Here is a 15,844-nt window from a genome sequence, read left to right on the forward strand (position 1 = left end):
CATGTCGCAGACAGTAACCACCGTCGACGTCAATACGGCACCCGACGCCGGCCACGGAACGGATTACATCCGGGCCAAGAGCGGGATCATGTCGTGGCTCACCACGGTCGATCACAAGCGGATCGGCCTGATGTACCTCGCCAGCACCTTCGTCGCGTTCCTGATGGGCGGCCTGTTCGCGCTCGTCCTGCGTCTCGAGCTCCTGACGCCGAAGGCGACGATCATGAGCGCGAACGCCTACAACCAGATGTTCACGCTCCACGGGGCGGTGATGACCTTCCTGTTCATCATCCCGAGCATCCCCGGCGCGCTCGGCAACTTCCTCCTGCCGATCATGATCGGCGCGAAGGACGTCGCCTTCCCCAAGCTGAACCTCCTCAGCCTGTACCTCTACTGGATCGGCGCGCTCTTCACGCTCTCGTCGCTGCTCACGGGCGGCATCGACACCGGCTGGACGTTCTACGTGCCGTACTCGAGCACGGTGACCACGACGTCGGTCCTGAGCGTCACGTTCGGCGTCTTCATCCTCGGCTTCTCCAGCGTGCTCACCGGGCTGAACTTCATCGTCACGATGCACAAGCTCCGGGCGCCCGGGATGGGCTGGTACAAGATGCCGCTCATGCTCTGGGCGACCTACGCGACCAGCATCGTCCAGATCCTCGCGACGCCGGTGCTCGGCATCACGCTCCTCCTGCTCATCGCGGAGCGCGCGTTCAACATCGGCATCTTCGACCCGGCGCTCGGCGGCGACCCGGTGCTCTACCAGCACTTCTTCTGGTTCTACAGCCACCCGGCCGTCTACATCATGATCCTGCCGGGCATGGGCATCATCAGCGAGCTCATCGCCGTCCACGCGCGGCGCCGGGTCTTCGGCTACAAGGCGATCGCCTTCTCCAGCGTCGCCATCGCCCTGGTCGGCTTCCTCGTGTGGGGCCACCACATGTTCACCTCCGGCCAGAGCGAGTTCGCCGCGATCATCTTCTCGTTCCTGACCTTCCTCGTCGCCATCCCCAGCGGGGTCAAGGTCTTCAACTGGACGGCGACGCTGTGGCGCGGCTCGATCAGCTTCAACGCCCCGATGCTGTACGCGCTGTCGTTCCTCATCCTCTTCTCGATCGGCGGGCTCACCGGCGTGTTCCTCGGGATGCTCAGCGTCGACCTGCACCTGCACGACACGTACTTCGTGGTCGCGCACTTCCACTACGTGATGGTGGGCGGCACCGTCATCGCCTACTTCGGCGGGCTCCACCACTGGTGGCCCAAGATCACCGGGAAGATGTACTCCGAGCGGCTCGCGGCCATCGCCTGCGTGCTCATCTTCATCGGGTTCAACGTCACGTTCTTCTCGCAGTTCATCCTGGGCAGCCGCGGGATGCCGCGGCGCTACTACAACTACCTGGACCAGTTCCAGCCGCTGCACGCCTTCTCGACCGTGGGCTCGTGGATCCTGGGCGCCGGCGTCATGGTGATGTTCGTCTGCTTCATCAAGTCGCTGCGCTCCGGCGCGCCGGCGCCGAAGAACCCCTGGGGCGGGCTCAGCCTCGAGTGGACCACCGCCTCCCCGCCCATCACCGAGAACTTCGTCCGCACCCCGATCGTGACCAAGGGCGCATACGACTTCAACACGGAGAAAGCATGAGCGCGCACGCCGAGGCCGTCGAGAGGCCGAACAAGGCAGGCCCGGCCCTGTCCCCCAATTTCCACGTCGCCCACCATTTCGACTCCGCGGACACGCAGTTCGACGCCGGCAGGATGGGCATCTGGCTCTTCCTGGTCACCGAGATCCTCCTCTTCGGCGGGCTGTTCTGCGCGTTCGCGATCTTCCGGACGTGGTTCTTCGACTCCTTCGTCGAGGCCCACCACCACCTCGACAAGGTGATGGGCGGCGTCAACACGGTGGTGCTCATCTGCTCCAGCCTGACGATGGCGCTCGCCGTCCGGTCGGCGCAGAAGAGCGATCAGAAGACCACCACGCGGCTGCTCGTGGTGACGCTGCTGTGCGCGGTCGTGTTCCTCGTGATCAAGTACTTCGAGTACCAGCACAAGTTCCACGACGGCCTGCTGCCCGGGAAGTACTTCACCGCCCAGGGCTTCCAGACGGCCCACGCGGGGATCTTCTTCGCCATCTACTTCATGATGACGGGCATCCACGGCCTGCACGTCCTCATCGGGATGGGGCTCATCACGTGGATCCTCATCCGCAACACGCGCGGTGAGTTCTCGAGCCGCTACTACTCGCCGGTCGAAGGGGTGGGGCTGTACTGGCACCTCGTCGACCTCATCTGGATCTATCTCTTCCCCCTCCTCTACCTGGTGGGCTGAGGGCAGCATGTCGACACACGCAGAAGCAGCCGGCGCGCACGGGCACGGGCACGACCATGGCCACGGGCACGGCGGAGACCACGTGCCCCACGTCCTGCCGCTCAAGGTCTACATCGCGACGTGGCTCACGCTGCTCGTGCTCACGGTCGTGACCGTGGGGGCGAGCTACGTCGACCTCGGCGCGGCCAACCTCGCCATCGCGGTCCTCATCGCGACGGTGAAGGCGGGCGTCGTGGCGCTCATCTTCATGCACCTGAAGTGGGACCATAAGTTCCACACCATCATCTTCGCGTCGTCGCTCATCTTCCTGGCGATCTTCATCGGCTTCACCATGTTCGACACGGCCAACCGTGGCCGGGCCGAGCCGATCGAGGCCGAGCGGCCCGCCGACATCAAGGCGCCGTTCGACGGGAAGCGCGCCGTCGACAACTGGGCGGTGAAGCGGCCGCACAAGGTCGCCCCGCCGCCGAAGCAGGTCCACCAGGGGACCGAAGGCCCCCACTGACCGGCCGCGGGGCCGAGCGCCCCGCAGCGCGCGCCGTCCGTGAGATAGATTACAGTTACAAGCCGCGGGAATCTCAGGGTTTTTCCCTGATCACGCCCGGGTCTGCGCGTCGGCGCACCTCGGGCGTGCTCGCGGCTTTCGTGCGCGGTACAAGGGACCGTCGCAAGGCAAGGTCGGAAGGTTGCTCCGGGGCTGAACTCCGGGCAGCTCGACCCCGCCCTGAAAGCCCTCCCTGTCCGCGCGCGGATGCAATCCTCCTTCCAGTCCTGGTCGCTCGACGCGGGTCCCGACCCCACCAAGAGCGGCGCGCCCCCGGCGGCGCGGCGCCGGCTCGCGGTGCTTCTGTCCGGGCCGAAACCCCCGTCGTGGGAGACCGCCGATCGGTGGCTGATCCAGCTCCGCTGGGTCGCGATCGCGGGGATGATCGCGACGACGCTCGCGAGCAGGAAGCTCGTGCCCGACCTCCGGCTCGGGCCGCTCATCCTCGGCATCGCGGCGATCACGCTGGCCAACGTGGCGTGGACGTTCTGGGTGCGGCGCGCGCGTCAGCGGTCCGGGGGCGAGCCGTCGGCGCGCGAGCCCGCGCAGGACCTCGCGCGCGCCCAGCTCGTGGGCGACGTGATCGCGAGCGCCTGGATGCTCTGGTTCTCGGGCGGGCTGGAGAACCCGTTCGCCGTCTTCCTGACCTTCCACATCGCCCTCTCCGGCCTGCTCTGCCCGCGGCGCACGACCGTGCTCGTGGGCCTGCTGACGCTGACCGCGATCGGCGTGCTCACGCACGCGGCGCCGCTGCCGCTCGACTCCGCGCCGCTCGGGAGCGACCGCATCCGGCAGCTCGGCGATCTCGTGTCGCTCACGTCGCTGACGCTGTTCCTCGGCTTCTTCGTCGTCGTCTACGCGCACCGGCTCGAGGAGCTCCGCCAGCAGAGCCAGCGGAACGAGCGGCTGGCGATGCTCGGGCGCATGGTCGGCGGCATGTCGCACGAGCTCAGCACGCCGCTCGCGACGATCCTCCTCGCGAGCAAGGACCTCGTCGACGTGGCGCGCGAGACGGGCTCGGAGGACGCGGCGGCCATGGCCGAGACCGTGGCCGGCGAGGCGCGGCGGGCGAGCGACATCATCAGCCTGATGCGCGGCCAGATCCGGCTCGATCAGCGCCTGGAGCCGCTGGAGCTCACGCGCTTCGTGCGCGATCTGGCGAAGGTCGAGCTCGCGCGGCTCGGCTTCCGGGGCGAGCTCGCGTTCGACACGCCGCGGCCCGTGCAGGCGAACGTGCTCAGGCCGGCGCTGCGCCAGGTGCTCGTCAACCTGCTCGCCAACGCCGCCGAGGCGACGGCGGAGGCGGCCGAGCAACGGATCGAGGTCAGCGTCCTCGAGCGCGGCGACGTCTGCGAGATCGCGGTCTCCGACAGCGGACCGGGGCTGAGCCCCGAGATCGCCGGGCGGCTCGGCGAGCCGTTCCAGACGACGAAGATGTCGCAGGGCGGGATGGGGCTCGGGCTGTACATCAGCTCGATGATGGCCTCGCGCATGAGCGCGGTGCTGCGCATGGAGAGCGTCGAGACCGGCGGGGCGAAGGCGACCTTGCGCCTCCGCCTCGACGGGACCACGGGCCCCACGGACCTGGATCTGCCCGCCCCGCTGAAGCGCGCCGGGGCCGCCTGAGGTGAAGATGACGCGACGGATCGAGACTGCGCTCCTCGTGGACGACGACGACGCGTTCCGCACGACGCTGCAGGGGGCGCTGCGGCGCCGCGGCGTCGTGGCGAGGACGGCGGCGACGATCGACGAGGGGCTCGTGGCGCTCGAGTACGAGCCGGTCGACCTCGTGGTCATCGACTACCGCATGCCGCGCGGCGACGGGCTGAGCGCGCTCGCCCAGTACCGCAAGCTGCAGCCCGACGCGGCGATCGTGATGCTGACCGGCTTCGGGGACATCCCGCTCGCGGTGGCGGCGATGCGCGAGGGCGCGGACACGCTGCTCAGCAAGCCGGTCGACGCGGACAAGCTGCTGCGCGAGGCCGCGAACCTGCGGGAGCGCCAGCGGCCCCCGCCGTCGACGGCGCCGACGCCGCCGCCGGGGAGCCTGAAGCTGGACGACCTCGAGCGCGAGGCGATCCGCGCCGCGCTCCGGGAGTCGGGCGGCGTGGTGGCCACGGCGGCGAAGCTGCTCGGGATCGACCGGCGGACGCTGCAGCGGAAGCTGAGGAAGCTCGGGAGCTAGGCCTTGCCGAGGGCGTCGAGCGCGCCGAGGACGTCCTTCACGACGTCCTCGGTCTCCTCGACGCCCACCGAGAGGCGGATGAGCGCGGGGGAGATGCCGATGGCCGCGAGCTGCTCGTCGCTCAGCTCGTGGAAGCTCATGATGCACGGCTGCTCGATGAGCGTCTCGACGCCGCCGAAGCTCGGGGCGATGGCGGCGATGCGCGTGCCGTCGACGACGCGCGCCGCCGCCTCGCGCCCGCCGCGCACGATGAAGCTCACGACGCCGCCGAAGCCGCGCATCTGCTCGGCGGCGATCCGGTGATCCGGGTGCGACGGGAGCCCCGGGTAGAACACCCGCTCGACGGCGGGGTGCGCCTCGAGCGCGCGCGCGACCGCGAGCCCCGTCGCGTTCTGCCGCTCGACGCGGAGCGCGAGCGTCTTCATCCCGCGGCCGATCAGCGCCGCGGCGTGGGGGTCCATCACCGACCCGAGCACGCTCCGCATGTCGCGGACCAGCGAGATCAGCGAGGCCGACCCGGAGACCGCGCCGCCGAGGACGTCGTTGTGGCCCGACAGGTACTTGCTGGCGCTGTGGACCACGAGGTCGATGCCGCGGCCGATCGGGTCGGAGTTGTACGGGGTCGCGAAGGTCGCGTCGACGATCGTCTTGACCCGCGCCTTCCTGCAGATCTCGGCGAACCGGGACAGATCGATGCAGTGCAGGTACGGGTTCGTCGGCGACTCGCTCAGCGCGAAGCGGGTGCGCGGCCTGAAGGCCGCCTCGAGCTGGTCGAACGCGCCCGGGTCGATCAGCGTGTGCTCGACGCCGAGCCGCGCGAGGACGGTGATCACGAACTGCCGCGTGCGGCGGTAGACGTCGCGGAAGAGGATGACGTGATCGCCCGCCTTGAGCAGGGCGAACGCCGTCGTCGTCACCGCGGCCATCCCGCTCGCGAAGAGCACGGCGTCCTCCGCGCGGTCGAGCGCCGCGATGCGCCGCTCGACCTCGCGCACCGTCGGGTTGCCGTAGCGGCCGTACTCCTGCCGCTCGGGATCCGCGTCGCCGCCGGCGAAGTAGCGCTCGAGATCCGCCGTGTCCGCAAACGTGTAGGTGGCTGTCTGCGCGATCGCGGGCGCGAGGGTGTGGGACGGACGCTCGCGGAGTACGCCCGCGTGCACGGCATCGGTCGAGTTCGGCAGGTCGATCTTCATGGCGCTGGACGGCCAGGTACCTCGGTCACCGGCCTGGATAATTGTCGCACTTGACGCGTCGGAAATATAGGGAATAGCATCAGTCATGTCGCAACCAGTCGAGCGCCTTGCGGCGGCCATCGACGAGCACGCCGAGAACGTCGCCAAATTCAAACGTGGTGAGCTGACCCCTGACCAGTTCCGCCCCATGCGGCTGGCCATGGGTGTCTACGCGCAGCTCGCTCACGTGAAGCACATGCAGCGCATCAAGATCCCGGGCGGGCAGCTCACAGCCGCCCAGCTCGAAGCGCTTGCGGAAGTCACCGAGCGGTGGGGTCGCGGGCTAGCGCACGTCACGACCCGCCAGGATATCCAGCTCCACTACCTGGAGATCGAGGAGACGATCGACCTTCAGCGCGTGCTCGCGCGCGCGGGGGTGACGACGGTCGGCGCGTGCGCGGACACGCTGCGCAACATCACCTCGTCCCATCTCGCGGGCGTGGTCGAGGACGAGGTGTTCGACGTGACGCCCTACGCGCACGCGCTCACCGACCACTTCCTCTTCCACGAGCACAACCGGCGCCTGCCGCGGAAGTTCAAGATCGCCCTGTCGGGCAGCGCGCGCGACCACGCGCAGATCATGATCAACGACATCGGCCTGCTCGCGAAGATCGGCGACACGGGCCAGGGCTTCGCCGTCTACGTGGCCGGTAGCCTCGGCTCGACGCCCGAGATCGCGCACCTCTGGCGGGAGTTCATCCCGGTGTCCGACCTGCTGCCCGTGTGCGAGGCGGTGGTGAGCGTGTTTCACCGGGACGGCGAGCGGAAGAACCGCAAGAAGGCGCGGCTCAAGTTCCTGCTGCGCAAGATCGGCGAGGCCGAGTTCCTGCGCCGGCTCGACGAGGAGTTCGACCGGATCAAGGCGGCGCGGGGCGATGCGCTCGCGGCCGAGATCGCGCGGCGCGTGTCCGAGTACCGGGAGAGCGATCCGCCCCCGCTCACGCCGATGCGCGACACGCTCGGCGACGGCGCGTTCGCGCGCTGGAAGCGGACCAACACGATCTCGCAGAAGCAGCCCGGCTACCGGGTGGCGACGGTCAAGCTGCCGCTCGGCGACATCACGAGCGAGCAGCTCAAGAGCCTGGCCGGCATCTCGCGGCGCTACAGCAACAGCGAGGTGCGGGCGACGAACACCCAGAACTTCGTGCTGCGCTGGGTGCCGGAGGGGCAGCTCCTCAGCCTGCACCGCGAGCTCACGCAGATCGGGCTCGCCGAGGCGGACGCCGGGCACGTCACCGACGTGGTGACCTGCCCCGGCGGCGACTACTGCACGCTCGCGATCACGAAGAGCATGCAGGTCGGGTCGCGCATCCGGGAGCACCTGGTGCCGAGCGGCAACCGCCAGGAGGCCGACGACCTCGTGAGCGCCCTCGGCGAGTTCGACATCAAGATCTCGGGGTGCCCGAACTCGTGCGGGCAGCACCACGTCGCCGACATCGGGATGACGGGGCTGATGGTGAAGGGCAAGGACGGCGTCGAGCGCCCGCACTACTCGCTCCGGGTCGGCGGCGGCTGCGGCCCGAATGCCCGCATCGGCGAGCGCCTCGACGGCCGCATCCCCGAGGAGGAGACGCCCAAGGTGATCGCGACCATCGCGCGCTACTACATGGCCGAGCGCGCCGAGGGAGAGAGCTTCCGCGACTTCGTCGCGCGCAAGGGCGCTCCCGAGATCACCCGCGTCGGCTTCGCGGCCGCCGAGGGCGCGGCGATCTAGAGCGACGTCACCCGCTGCGGAGACGGGCCCAGATCGGCGTTTTCGGTGCTCGGCGTACAGGAGTACGCCTGCGCGCCGAAAACGCCGATCTGGGCCCGTCTCCTGTGCGGGTGACGCCGCTCTGTTCCGTGGGGAAGAGAGCGGGGAAAGACCGCGCTAGAGCCGGCGGCGGGGGATGACTGGAGGATCGCCAGCGAAGGGGTTCATGGCCAGCGCGGCCAGCACGCCGGCGGCGCCCGCCTTGACCTTCTCCATCCCGGGCGCGACGGGCGCGAGCTCCTCGCGCTCGTCGAGGAGCTCGGGGGGGATGTCGAGCACGAACCGGCTCGGCGTCCTCGGCACCATCTTGCCGCGCGAGCCGCGGTGCTTCGCCCGCGTGAGGTAGAGCCGATCGCGGGCCCGCGTGACCGCGACGTAGAAGAGCCGCCGCTCCTCCTCGATGCTGTGGCCGCCCGTCTCGCCGCCCTCCGCGCTGATCGGCGCAGCGTCCGTGGCGCGCTCGTCGAGGCTGCGCTGGTGGGGCATCAGCCCCTCCTCCAGGCCGATCACGAAGACGTAAGGGAACTCCAGCCCCTTCGCGCCGTGCATCGTGGTGAGCGTCACGCGGTCGGTGGCCTCCTCCTCCTCGGAGTCCTGCCGGAGCGCGAGCAGCCGCAAGAACTCGGCGAAGTTCTCGCGATCCCCCTTCCCCTTCTCGTCGCGGCGCGCGAAGACGTTGAGCAGCCCCTCGAGGTTGCCCCAGCGGCGCGCCGCGGCGTTGTTCGTGGAGGAGCCGGCCATGATGTCCTCCTTGAAGCCGGCGTCCGCGAGGAGCGCGCGGGCGATCTCCGCCGAGGGCTCGCCGCGATCGAGCCGCGCGCGCGCGGCCTCGATGATCCGGAGGAGCTGGCGGCACCCCTCGATCGCCGCGGCGCTCAGCTCGTGGATGGCGTGCGGCCGCGAGACCGCCGTCCAGAGCGAGGCGTCGTGCGCGGTCGCGTAGGCGCCGAGCTTGGCGACCGCGGCGTCGCCGACGCCGCGCGCGGGGTAGTTCACGATGCGCCGCAGCGACATCTCGTCGTTCGGGTTGAGCGCGACGCGGAGGTAGGCGATGAGGTCCTTCACCTCCTTGCGCTCGAAGAACTGCTGGCCGCCGATCATCCGGATCGGGATCTGCCTCTCCTTCAGGGCGGACTCGATCGCGGCGGCCTGGAGGTTCGAGCGGTAGAGCACGGCGATGTCCTTCGGCCGCGCGCCCTCCCGCTCGAGGAGGCGCTGCGCCTCGGTGGCCACGAAGCTCGCCTCGACGTCCGGGTCGACGCAGATGATCGAGCGCACCTTGTCGCCCTCCATGCGCGTGGCGATGAGCGACTTCTTGTGCCGCCGGCCGCCCGACTTGGCGAGCACCGCGTTCGCCACGTCGAGGATCGGCTTGCGAGAGCGGTAGTTGTGCTCGAGCTTGACGACCTTCGCGCCCGCGAAGTGCTCCTCGAAGTCGAGGATGTTGCGCACGTCGGCGCCGCGCCAGGCGTAGATCGACTGGTCGTCGTCGCCGACGACGACCACGTTCCGGTGCTCGCCGCAGAGCAGGCGCAGGAGCTCGAGCTGGGCGCGGTTCGTGTCCTGGTACTCGTCGACGATCACGAAGCGATAGCGCATGCGCCAGCGATCGAGGACGTCGGCGCGCGTCTGCCAGAGGCGCACCACCTCGCAGATGAGGTCGTCGAAGTCGAACGCCTGGAACGAGCGCAGCGCCGCCATGTAGCGCGGGTAGACGAGCATCGATATCTCGTCGTACTCGTCGATGCCCTTGCCCTGCCGCTGCGCCTCGGCCCACGACTCGGCGTCGAGGAACGCGTTCTTGGCGTTCGAGATGCGCGAGAGGATGGCGCCGACGTCGTAGCTCTTCCCGGCGCGCAGCTCGCGGAGGATCTCGCGGATGACGCCGAGCGCGTCGGACTGATCGAAGATGGCGAAGGAGCCGCCGCGCAGGCCGAGCGCGCGGGTCTCCGCGCCGAGCACGTCGAGGCCGAAGCGGTGGAAGGTGCAGACCTTGAGCTCGCGCGCGACCTTCGAGCCGACCAGCTTGCCGACGCGCTCGTGCATCTCGGCGGCGGCCTTGTTGGTGAAGGTCATCGCCAGGATGGAGCGCGCAGAGATGCCGCGGTCGAGCAGGCGGGCGATGCGCGTGGTCACCACCCGCGTCTTGCCGGACCCGGCGCCCGCGAGCACCAGCATTGGCCCGAGCTCGTGCTCGACGGCCGCACGTTGAGACGGGTTCAATAAGCTCGTCACCGGGGCGTGGCGTAGCCCGAAGGAGGCCGGAGCGGGAGCTTGATTTTCCCGGAGCGCGGCGGCGGCACGGAAGCCCGCGGGAAAGGCTCAGCGGCCGGGCGGCGTGGCGAATTGCCCGGGGAACGGGTTGGCCTCGCGGCGGCGCTGGAGCTCGTCGAGCGTCCAGGGCGTCGTGCCGCGCTCGTGGAAGAGGGCCACGCCGATCACGCCGACGTTCCGCGCGTCGCCGTGCTTCTGGTTCGCGTAGGAGCCGCGGACCGAGCCGAAGCGAAACGCCGCGACCGTGTCCATGCTCTGGCGGAAGCCGTCGATCTCGAGCTCGTCGTGCGGCTCGACCAGGTAACCGCGCTTGCCGAACGCCGCGGGCTGGCCGTCCATGACGTCGAGGCCGTCGACGGAGACGACGCATTCGATGCGGGTCGGCGTGAGGTTGCGCAGGACGATGCTGTAGCGCTGGCCGGCCTCGCCGACGACGTGGCTGGTCTCGCCGGCGACGAAGCCGCTCAGGAAGCCGCCACCCTCGGCGCGGAGCCCTACCGCGACGGCGCCGCCGGCCAGGGTGAACGCCTGCGGAGACGTTCGGCGGAAGCCGGACGCGCTCGCCATGGCGCGGGCGCCCTCGGCGTCGTTGTAGAGCAGGCTCGCGACCGCGAACGGGCGCTCGAAATCGCCCCGCACGAATGGCGCGGTCGAGATGCGGGAGACGCGCGTCTCGCCCCACTCGGTGCCGAGCCCCGGGCGCTCGATCGGCTCCGGCGCGATCTCGCGGCTCGGCGACCTCCGCGCCGCGCCCTCGCCGCCGCGGCCGGCGCCCTGCGCGGCGGCGGGGCGCTCGAAGTCGACCGAGGGCGCGGAGGGCGACGCGTCGAGCGGCGCCGCCGGGGGAGGAGCGCCCGGCTCGAAGGCGGCGCCGTCAGGAAAGCCGCTCGCGCCGGAGGGCGCGACGCCGGGGTCGCTCGCAGTCGCGACGGCGCTCCTCCCGGCCGGCGCGGCGTCCGCGGGGCGCGGCGCGGTGCTGCCGCCGCAGGACGCCGTGCTCGCGAGGAGCGATATCGCCAAACAAGCCAGCCCGATTCGTCGCGTCCGGTCCATGGTGCCTCCACTCCGCAGTGCGGTGATGCGGTGTCGACCGGAGAACGGGCTCGACGAGGCTACCTTACAGCCGAGCGCACCTGCGCGGCGGCGCGCGGCACCGGCGAGGGAGGATCGCTGTCAGGGAGCCAGCGCTGCGCGAGCGCGAGCACGAGCGCGGCGGACGCGAGGGCGAGCGCGCAGATCCCGAGCGCGGCGGCGCGCGACCCGGCGCGCGCGCTCGCGATCGACGCGCGCGCGCGCTGGCGCGAGCGCGCCCGCGGCCGGCGCGCGAGGAGCGCCGCGCCGGGCCTGCCGCCGATCGACGAGGCGGGCCGCAGGCGACGCTGCGGCGCGCCGTGCGCGCTCGCGACGGACGCAGGCGCGTCGGTCGCGGTGGGGGTGAGCTCCCTCGCGACGGACGACGGCGCCGCGCCGGGCTGCGCGCCGTCGTGCAGCCGGCGCACAGCGGCCTCCATGTCGGCGGCCGTCTGGAAGCGGTGCTCCGGGGCCTTCGCGAGCGCGCGCAGGATCAGCCGCTCGACCGCGGGCGGGATCGGCTGCGGCGCAAAGCGCGACGGCGGCGGCGGCTCCCGCTCGCAGTGGGCGAAGCGGAGCGCGTCGCGCCGGCCGCGCAGCTCGTCGAACGGGCCCCGCCCGGCGACGAGCTCGTAGAGGACGAGGCCCATCGCGTAGATGTCCGCGCGCGGATCGATCGGCCGCGCGGCGCACTGCTCGGGCGCCATCGTCCTCGGCGTGCCGATGACAGCGTCCGGGTCGGTCAGCGAGGCGCCGGCGTGGAGGAGCTTCGCGACGCCGAAGTCGAGGACCTTGAGCGTGCCGTCGTCGCACAGGAACAGGTTCTCGAGCTTGAGGTCGCGGTGGACGATGCCCGCCGAGTGCGCGAGCGACAGCGCGGAGAGGGCCTGCAGGACCAGGCCGAGCGCGGTCGGGACCGCGACAACGCCGAGGCGCGCGAGCTCGGTCCTGAGATCGCGCCCCTCGAGGAGCTCCATGGCGAAGTAGGGGCGGCCGCCGTCGGTCGCGCCGAGGTCGAACACCTCGGGGAGGCTCCGGTGGCGCAGGAGGGCGATCGAGCGCGCCTCGGCGCGCATGCGCGCCGAGAGATCGAGGCGGCCGGCGTGGATCCGGTGCAGCACCTTCACCGCGAACCGCCGGCCGAGCTCGCGGTGCTCGACCTCGTACACCTCGCCCATGCCGCCCTGGCCGAGCAGGCGCACCACCCTGTAGGGCGTGCCCGGGAGCGGCTCGCCCTCGAAGAGCGCGCGGAGCTGCCGCGTCTCTGCGGAAGATTCGATCTCGGACGCGCCGAGCTGGCGCGCCCCTGCGCAAGAGCCGATCTCGGACGCGCGGAGCTGACGCGTCCCTGCGCTGGACCCGCCCTCGACGAGCGCGCCGCGCTGCCGCGCGCGAGGGTGGCTCGGCGCGAGCAAGGCGCCGCGCGCGTACAGCAAGGTGCCCGCCTCGGAGCGCTCCGCCGGCGCGCCGCTCATCGCGCCGCTCCGTGCGCGAGCAGCGACCGCGCGCCGCGCTCGCCGGCCGGCGGGGCGGCGAGCCCTGCGCCGCCGTCGGACGGCGTCTCCCTGCCGCCGTTCTCTCCCTGCGCCTCCGCGAGCGCGGCGGCCATCGCGTCGGCCGTCTGCCAGCGGAGCGCCGGGTCCTTCTCCAGGGCGCGCGCGACAGCGTGGTCGAGCGCCGGAGGTACCCAGAGGAGCGAGCGGAGCCGCGGCGCCGGCGTGTGGAGGTGCGCCCGCATCACCGCCATGGAGTCGACCACCGGGAACGGGCCTCGCCCGGTGATCGCCTCGAAGAGCAGGAGCCCCACCGCGTACACGTCGGTGCGCGCGTCGACCTCCTCGCCCCGGATCTGCTCCGGCGAGAGGTAGCGCGGCGTGCCGAGGACGTTCGAGCCGGTCGACGGCTCCAGCCCGTCGCAGCTCACCTTCGCGATGCCGAAGTCGATGAGCACGGCGTGGTCGATCTCGAGCGCGCCGGGCGCGCACTCCAGATCGTCGGCGCCGTGCTCGCCGCCGGCGCTCGGCTGCACGAGGAAGACGTTCGCCGGCTTGACGTCGCGGTGGACGATGCCGGCCCGGTGCGTCGCCGCGAGCCCGCCGAGCACCTGGATCGCGATGCGCACGGCGGCGGGCGTCGCGAGCGGGCCCCGCGCGTCGAGCCGCTCGCGCAGCGTCTCGCCGAAGAGGCGCGGCATGACGAGGAACGGCCGGCCGTCGCCCGTCACGCCGACCTCCTCGACCTTCACGATGTGCGGGTGGCTCAGCGCCGCGAGGGCGCGCCCCTCCTGGACGAGGCGCGCGCTGATCTCGCTCGATCCCTCGTGCATGGCGCGGAGCAGCTTGAGCGCCCGGAGCTGTCCGCGGCGCCCCAGCACCTCGAAGACCTCGGAGCACGAGCCCGCCCCGATCCTCCGGAGCAGGCGGTATGGAGTCCCCGGGAGCGGCTGTCCGTCGTTCTCTTGCACCATGTCCGTCGACCTCCCTTGCGGGGGCGCGCGGCGGAGGGCCGGCGCCTTCGTTCGGGGAAGGAATCGTCGCTCTCACGGCGAAAGTTGCGCGAACAAAGCGCGCGACTCACCAAAAAACGCGCAATCAACGGATGTGCAGTGGCGCGCGCTGCGCGCCGTTTCAGGGCTGTGCAGCGGGATCCGGCGCGCGGCGCGCGCTCAGTGATAGAGGAACCAGCGGACGCCGGCCTTGATCTCCATATGGTAATGGTCGGCGTGCGCCGCGTTGTAATTGGGCGTCAGTACGTATGTAAAAATCCCGAGATCGGCCGCCTCGCACACGATGGACCGGAGCTCGCGCGCCTCGGGGAGCTCGGGCTGGGGCGCCCCTTCTCCGCACGTCCTGTCCCCGATGCGGCCGTGGAAATGGCGGGCGACGCTGATCCAGGTGCCGTCGCGCTTCCTGAGCGCGCCGACGTCGATGGCAAGGCCCGCGGGGTGACGCGTGCCAGGCGGAGCCCACGTGCCGCGCGGCTTCTGAACCACGTCGCTGCGCAGCGCGACGTCGCCGCGGCGCCTGGGCGAGGACGCGGTGGCGCGGGTCGAGCCCACGGGCTCGCGGAGCGCGACGCGCCGGGTCCCGGCCTTGCCGGCCGTCTTTGAGGGCCCGCTGCGCGCCGCGGCCGCCCCCGGCCGATCGGCCGGTGCGCTCGGAGCGGCGCTTCGGGCGGCCTCCGCGGCGTTCTTCGGCTTCGCGACGACCTTCTCCTTCGGAGCTGCGCCGGTGGTGCCCTTCTGCTTCGCAACGGCCTCCACGGCGCCCTTGTCCTTCGGAGCTGTCCCGGCGGTGCCCTTGTCCTTCGGAGCTGTCCCGGCGGCGCCCTTCTCCTTCGCAATGGCCTCGGCGACGCCCCTGTCCTTCGGGCTCGCCTCCGCGGCGCCCTTCGGGCCCGCCCCCGCGGCGCCCTTCGGGCCCGCCTCCGCGGCGCCTTTCTTCGCCACGGTCTTCGCGGCGCCCTTCTCCTTCGGGTGTCGCGGGCGCTCCTCGGGTGCCTTCGTCGCGTCGAGCGCCCCCTTCTCGCCGAGGTCCACGGGCGCCGGCTTCGGCGATTCCTCGGGCACCTTCGTCGCGTCGAGCGCCCCCTTCTCGCCGAGGTCCACGGGCGCCGGCTTCGGCGATTCCTCGGGCACCTTCGTCGCGTCGAGCGCCCCCTTCTCGCCGAGGTCCACGGACGGCGCCGGCTTCGGCGATTCCTTCGGCGCCTTCGACGTCGCGTCGAGCGCCCCCTTCTCGCCGAGGCCCACGGGCCGGGCGGGCTTCGGCGACCCCTTGCGGACGGCGCTGTCCGCGGGCGACGCCTGCGCGGTCGGGTGCCCGTGATCTCCCTCGTGGCCCGCGCCGTCGCGGCCCGGCATCGGCACGTTGGGTCGATACATCGTGTAATGGACGACCTCGTCGATATCGTGCCGCGCCAGCAAGGCCGCGAAATCGTCGAGCGCGAGCGCGAGGCGCGCGTCCAGGATCTCGAACACGCTCGTCACGCGCTGCTCGGGCGGGAGCACCGAATGAAAGTGCACGCCGTTCAGCCGGCTCGTGAGCCGGATCGGCGCGCGCACCCCGGGCGCACGGTCGACCTTGATGTAGAGGATCTTCCGGCGATCCAGCTCGGCCATCGCCTCGTCGTCCGTCATGTTGGCGTAGCGGTACGCCGGCGACGCCTCGACGATGCTCGCGTCCGGCGTCATGAGGAACGGCGACGCGGCCGACGCGGACCCCGGAGAGAGCGACGCGACGGACGCGAGCAGCGCGCAAGCCAGCGGCTTCAGCAGACAGCGAAGTCGGGAATACGGCACAGCGGCCGCACTCTAACGAGACCGCGCGGGAAGGCTAGAAAATGGGCGCAGGCTGGACCGGTGAGCAGCGCCCAGCGCGCCCCGTCCAGCGCTGACCATCGCGGACCGGCGTGCTCGCGGTTACGCTGAGCGCGCGCCGACGCCCGCGGCGCCGCGATCCCGC

12 protein-coding genes are annotated in these 15,844 nt (G+C 71.3%); 6 read left to right on the plus strand and 6 right to left on the minus strand.

Annotated elements, in window-relative coordinates; all coding sequences use genetic code 11:
* Window position 1 precedes the first annotated feature (1 nt).
* The 5 genes from ctaD to WME76_RS35955 all read left to right on the plus strand — a co-directional run bounded on the left by ctaD (window position 2) and on the right by WME76_RS35955 (window position 5,051).
* The gene (gene ctaD / locus WME76_RS35935; protein WP_061620480.1) at window positions 2-1,639 is read left to right on the plus strand and encodes a cytochrome c oxidase subunit I; all 1,638 of its coding nucleotides are present in this window, start codon (window positions 2-4) and stop codon (window positions 1,637-1,639) included.
* Entirely contained in the window at window positions 1,636-2,322 is a 687-nt protein-coding gene (locus WME76_RS35940; protein WP_437956700.1) for a cytochrome c oxidase subunit 3 family protein, read from the plus strand. The genes ctaD and WME76_RS35940 overlap by 4 nt, the downstream gene beginning before the upstream one ends.
* Window positions 2,323-2,329: 7 nt before the next feature.
* Window positions 2,330-2,827 carry a cytochrome C oxidase subunit IV family protein gene (locus WME76_RS35945; RefSeq protein WP_437956701.1) on the plus strand — a complete coding sequence of 166 codons (498 nt, stop codon included), beginning with the start codon at window positions 2,330-2,332 and terminating at the stop codon, window positions 2,825-2,827.
* A gap of 246 nt (window positions 2,828-3,073) precedes the next feature.
* Window positions 3,074-4,492, plus strand: coding sequence for an ATP-binding protein (locus WME76_RS35950; protein ID WP_437956702.1), 1,419 nt, complete (start codon window positions 3,074-3,076; stop codon window positions 4,490-4,492).
* A 7-nt stretch (window positions 4,493-4,499) separates the two neighbouring features.
* On the plus strand, window positions 4,500-5,051 hold the full coding sequence (locus WME76_RS35955) for a response regulator transcription factor (RefSeq protein ID WP_433930169.1): 552 nt from the start codon (window positions 4,500-4,502) through the stop codon (window positions 5,049-5,051).
* Here WME76_RS35955 and WME76_RS35960 read toward each other — a convergent pair.
* On the minus strand, window positions 5,048-6,244 hold the full coding sequence (locus WME76_RS35960; RefSeq protein WP_433930171.1) for a trans-sulfuration enzyme family protein: 1,197 nt from the start codon (window positions 6,242-6,244) through the stop codon (window positions 5,048-5,050). The two genes, WME76_RS35955 and WME76_RS35960, sit on opposite strands and share 4 nt — an antisense overlap.
* Window positions 6,245-6,329: 85 nt before the next feature.
* Between WME76_RS35960 and WME76_RS35965 the strand changes: the two genes are divergently transcribed.
* On the plus strand, window positions 6,330-7,997 hold the full coding sequence (locus tag WME76_RS35965; RefSeq protein ID WP_437956703.1) for a nitrite/sulfite reductase: 1,668 nt from the start codon (window positions 6,330-6,332) through the stop codon (window positions 7,995-7,997).
* Between the two features lie 156 nt (window positions 7,998-8,153).
* Here WME76_RS35965 and WME76_RS35970 read toward each other — a convergent pair whose 3' ends face one another.
* The 5 genes from WME76_RS35970 to WME76_RS35990 all read right to left on the minus strand — a co-directional run bounded on the left by WME76_RS35970 (window position 8,154) and on the right by WME76_RS35990 (window position 15,681).
* Window positions 8,154-10,271 carry an ATP-dependent helicase gene (locus tag WME76_RS35970; protein ID WP_437956704.1) on the minus strand — a complete coding sequence of 706 codons (2,118 nt, stop codon included), beginning with the start codon at window positions 10,269-10,271 and terminating at the stop codon, window positions 8,154-8,156.
* A gap of 87 nt (window positions 10,272-10,358) precedes the next feature.
* Entirely contained in the window at window positions 10,359-11,330 is a 972-nt protein-coding gene (locus WME76_RS35975; RefSeq protein WP_437956705.1) for a hypothetical protein, read from the minus strand.
* A gap of 92 nt (window positions 11,331-11,422) precedes the next feature.
* Window positions 11,423-12,856: a serine/threonine-protein kinase gene (locus WME76_RS35980; RefSeq protein ID WP_437956706.1), complete on the minus strand. Its 1,434-nt coding sequence runs from the start codon at window positions 12,854-12,856 to the stop codon at window positions 11,423-11,425.
* Window positions 12,853-13,848, minus strand: coding sequence for a serine/threonine-protein kinase (locus tag WME76_RS35985; RefSeq protein ID WP_437956707.1), 996 nt, complete (start codon window positions 13,846-13,848; stop codon window positions 12,853-12,855). Before WME76_RS35985 ends, WME76_RS35980 begins: the two co-directional genes overlap by 4 nt.
* A 198-nt stretch (window positions 13,849-14,046) precedes the next feature.
* Window positions 14,047-15,681: an extensin family protein gene (locus tag WME76_RS35990; RefSeq protein ID WP_437956708.1), complete on the minus strand. Its 1,635-nt coding sequence runs from the start codon at window positions 15,679-15,681 to the stop codon at window positions 14,047-14,049.
* Window positions 15,682-15,844: the final 163 nt, after the last annotated feature.

Origin of the sequence: Sorangium sp. So ce119 (assembly GCF_051524405.1) — a bacterium.
GTDB classification, from domain to species: Bacteria; Myxococcota_A; Polyangia; order Polyangiales; family Polyangiaceae; genus Sorangium; species Sorangium cellulosum_G.

Bases quoted from the DNA above. Each gene is read 5' to 3' on its own strand.
- ctaD (WP_061620480.1), top strand. From the start codon at position 2: ATGTCGCAGACAGTAACCACCGTCGACGTCAATACGGCACCCGACGCC.
- WME76_RS35940 (WP_437956700.1), top strand. From the start codon at position 1,636: ATGAGCGCGCACGCCGAGGCCGTCGAGAGGCCGAACAAGGCAGGCCCG.
- WME76_RS35945 (WP_437956701.1), top strand. From the start codon at position 2,330: ATGTCGACACACGCAGAAGCAGCCGGCGCGCACGGGCACGGGCACGAC.
- WME76_RS35950 (WP_437956702.1), top strand. From the start codon at position 3,074: ATGCAATCCTCCTTCCAGTCCTGGTCGCTCGACGCGGGTCCCGACCCC.
- WME76_RS35955 (WP_433930169.1), top strand. From the start codon at position 4,500: ATGACGCGACGGATCGAGACTGCGCTCCTCGTGGACGACGACGACGCG.
- WME76_RS35960 (WP_433930171.1), bottom strand. From the start codon at position 6,244: ATGAAGATCGACCTGCCGAACTCGACCGATGCCGTGCACGCGGGCGTA.
- WME76_RS35965 (WP_437956703.1), top strand. From the start codon at position 6,330: ATGTCGCAACCAGTCGAGCGCCTTGCGGCGGCCATCGACGAGCACGCC.
- WME76_RS35980 (WP_437956706.1), bottom strand. From the start codon at position 12,856: ATGAGCGGCGCGCCGGCGGAGCGCTCCGAGGCGGGCACCTTGCTGTAC.
- WME76_RS35985 (WP_437956707.1), bottom strand. From the start codon at position 13,848: ATGGTGCAAGAGAACGACGGACAGCCGCTCCCGGGGACTCCATACCGC.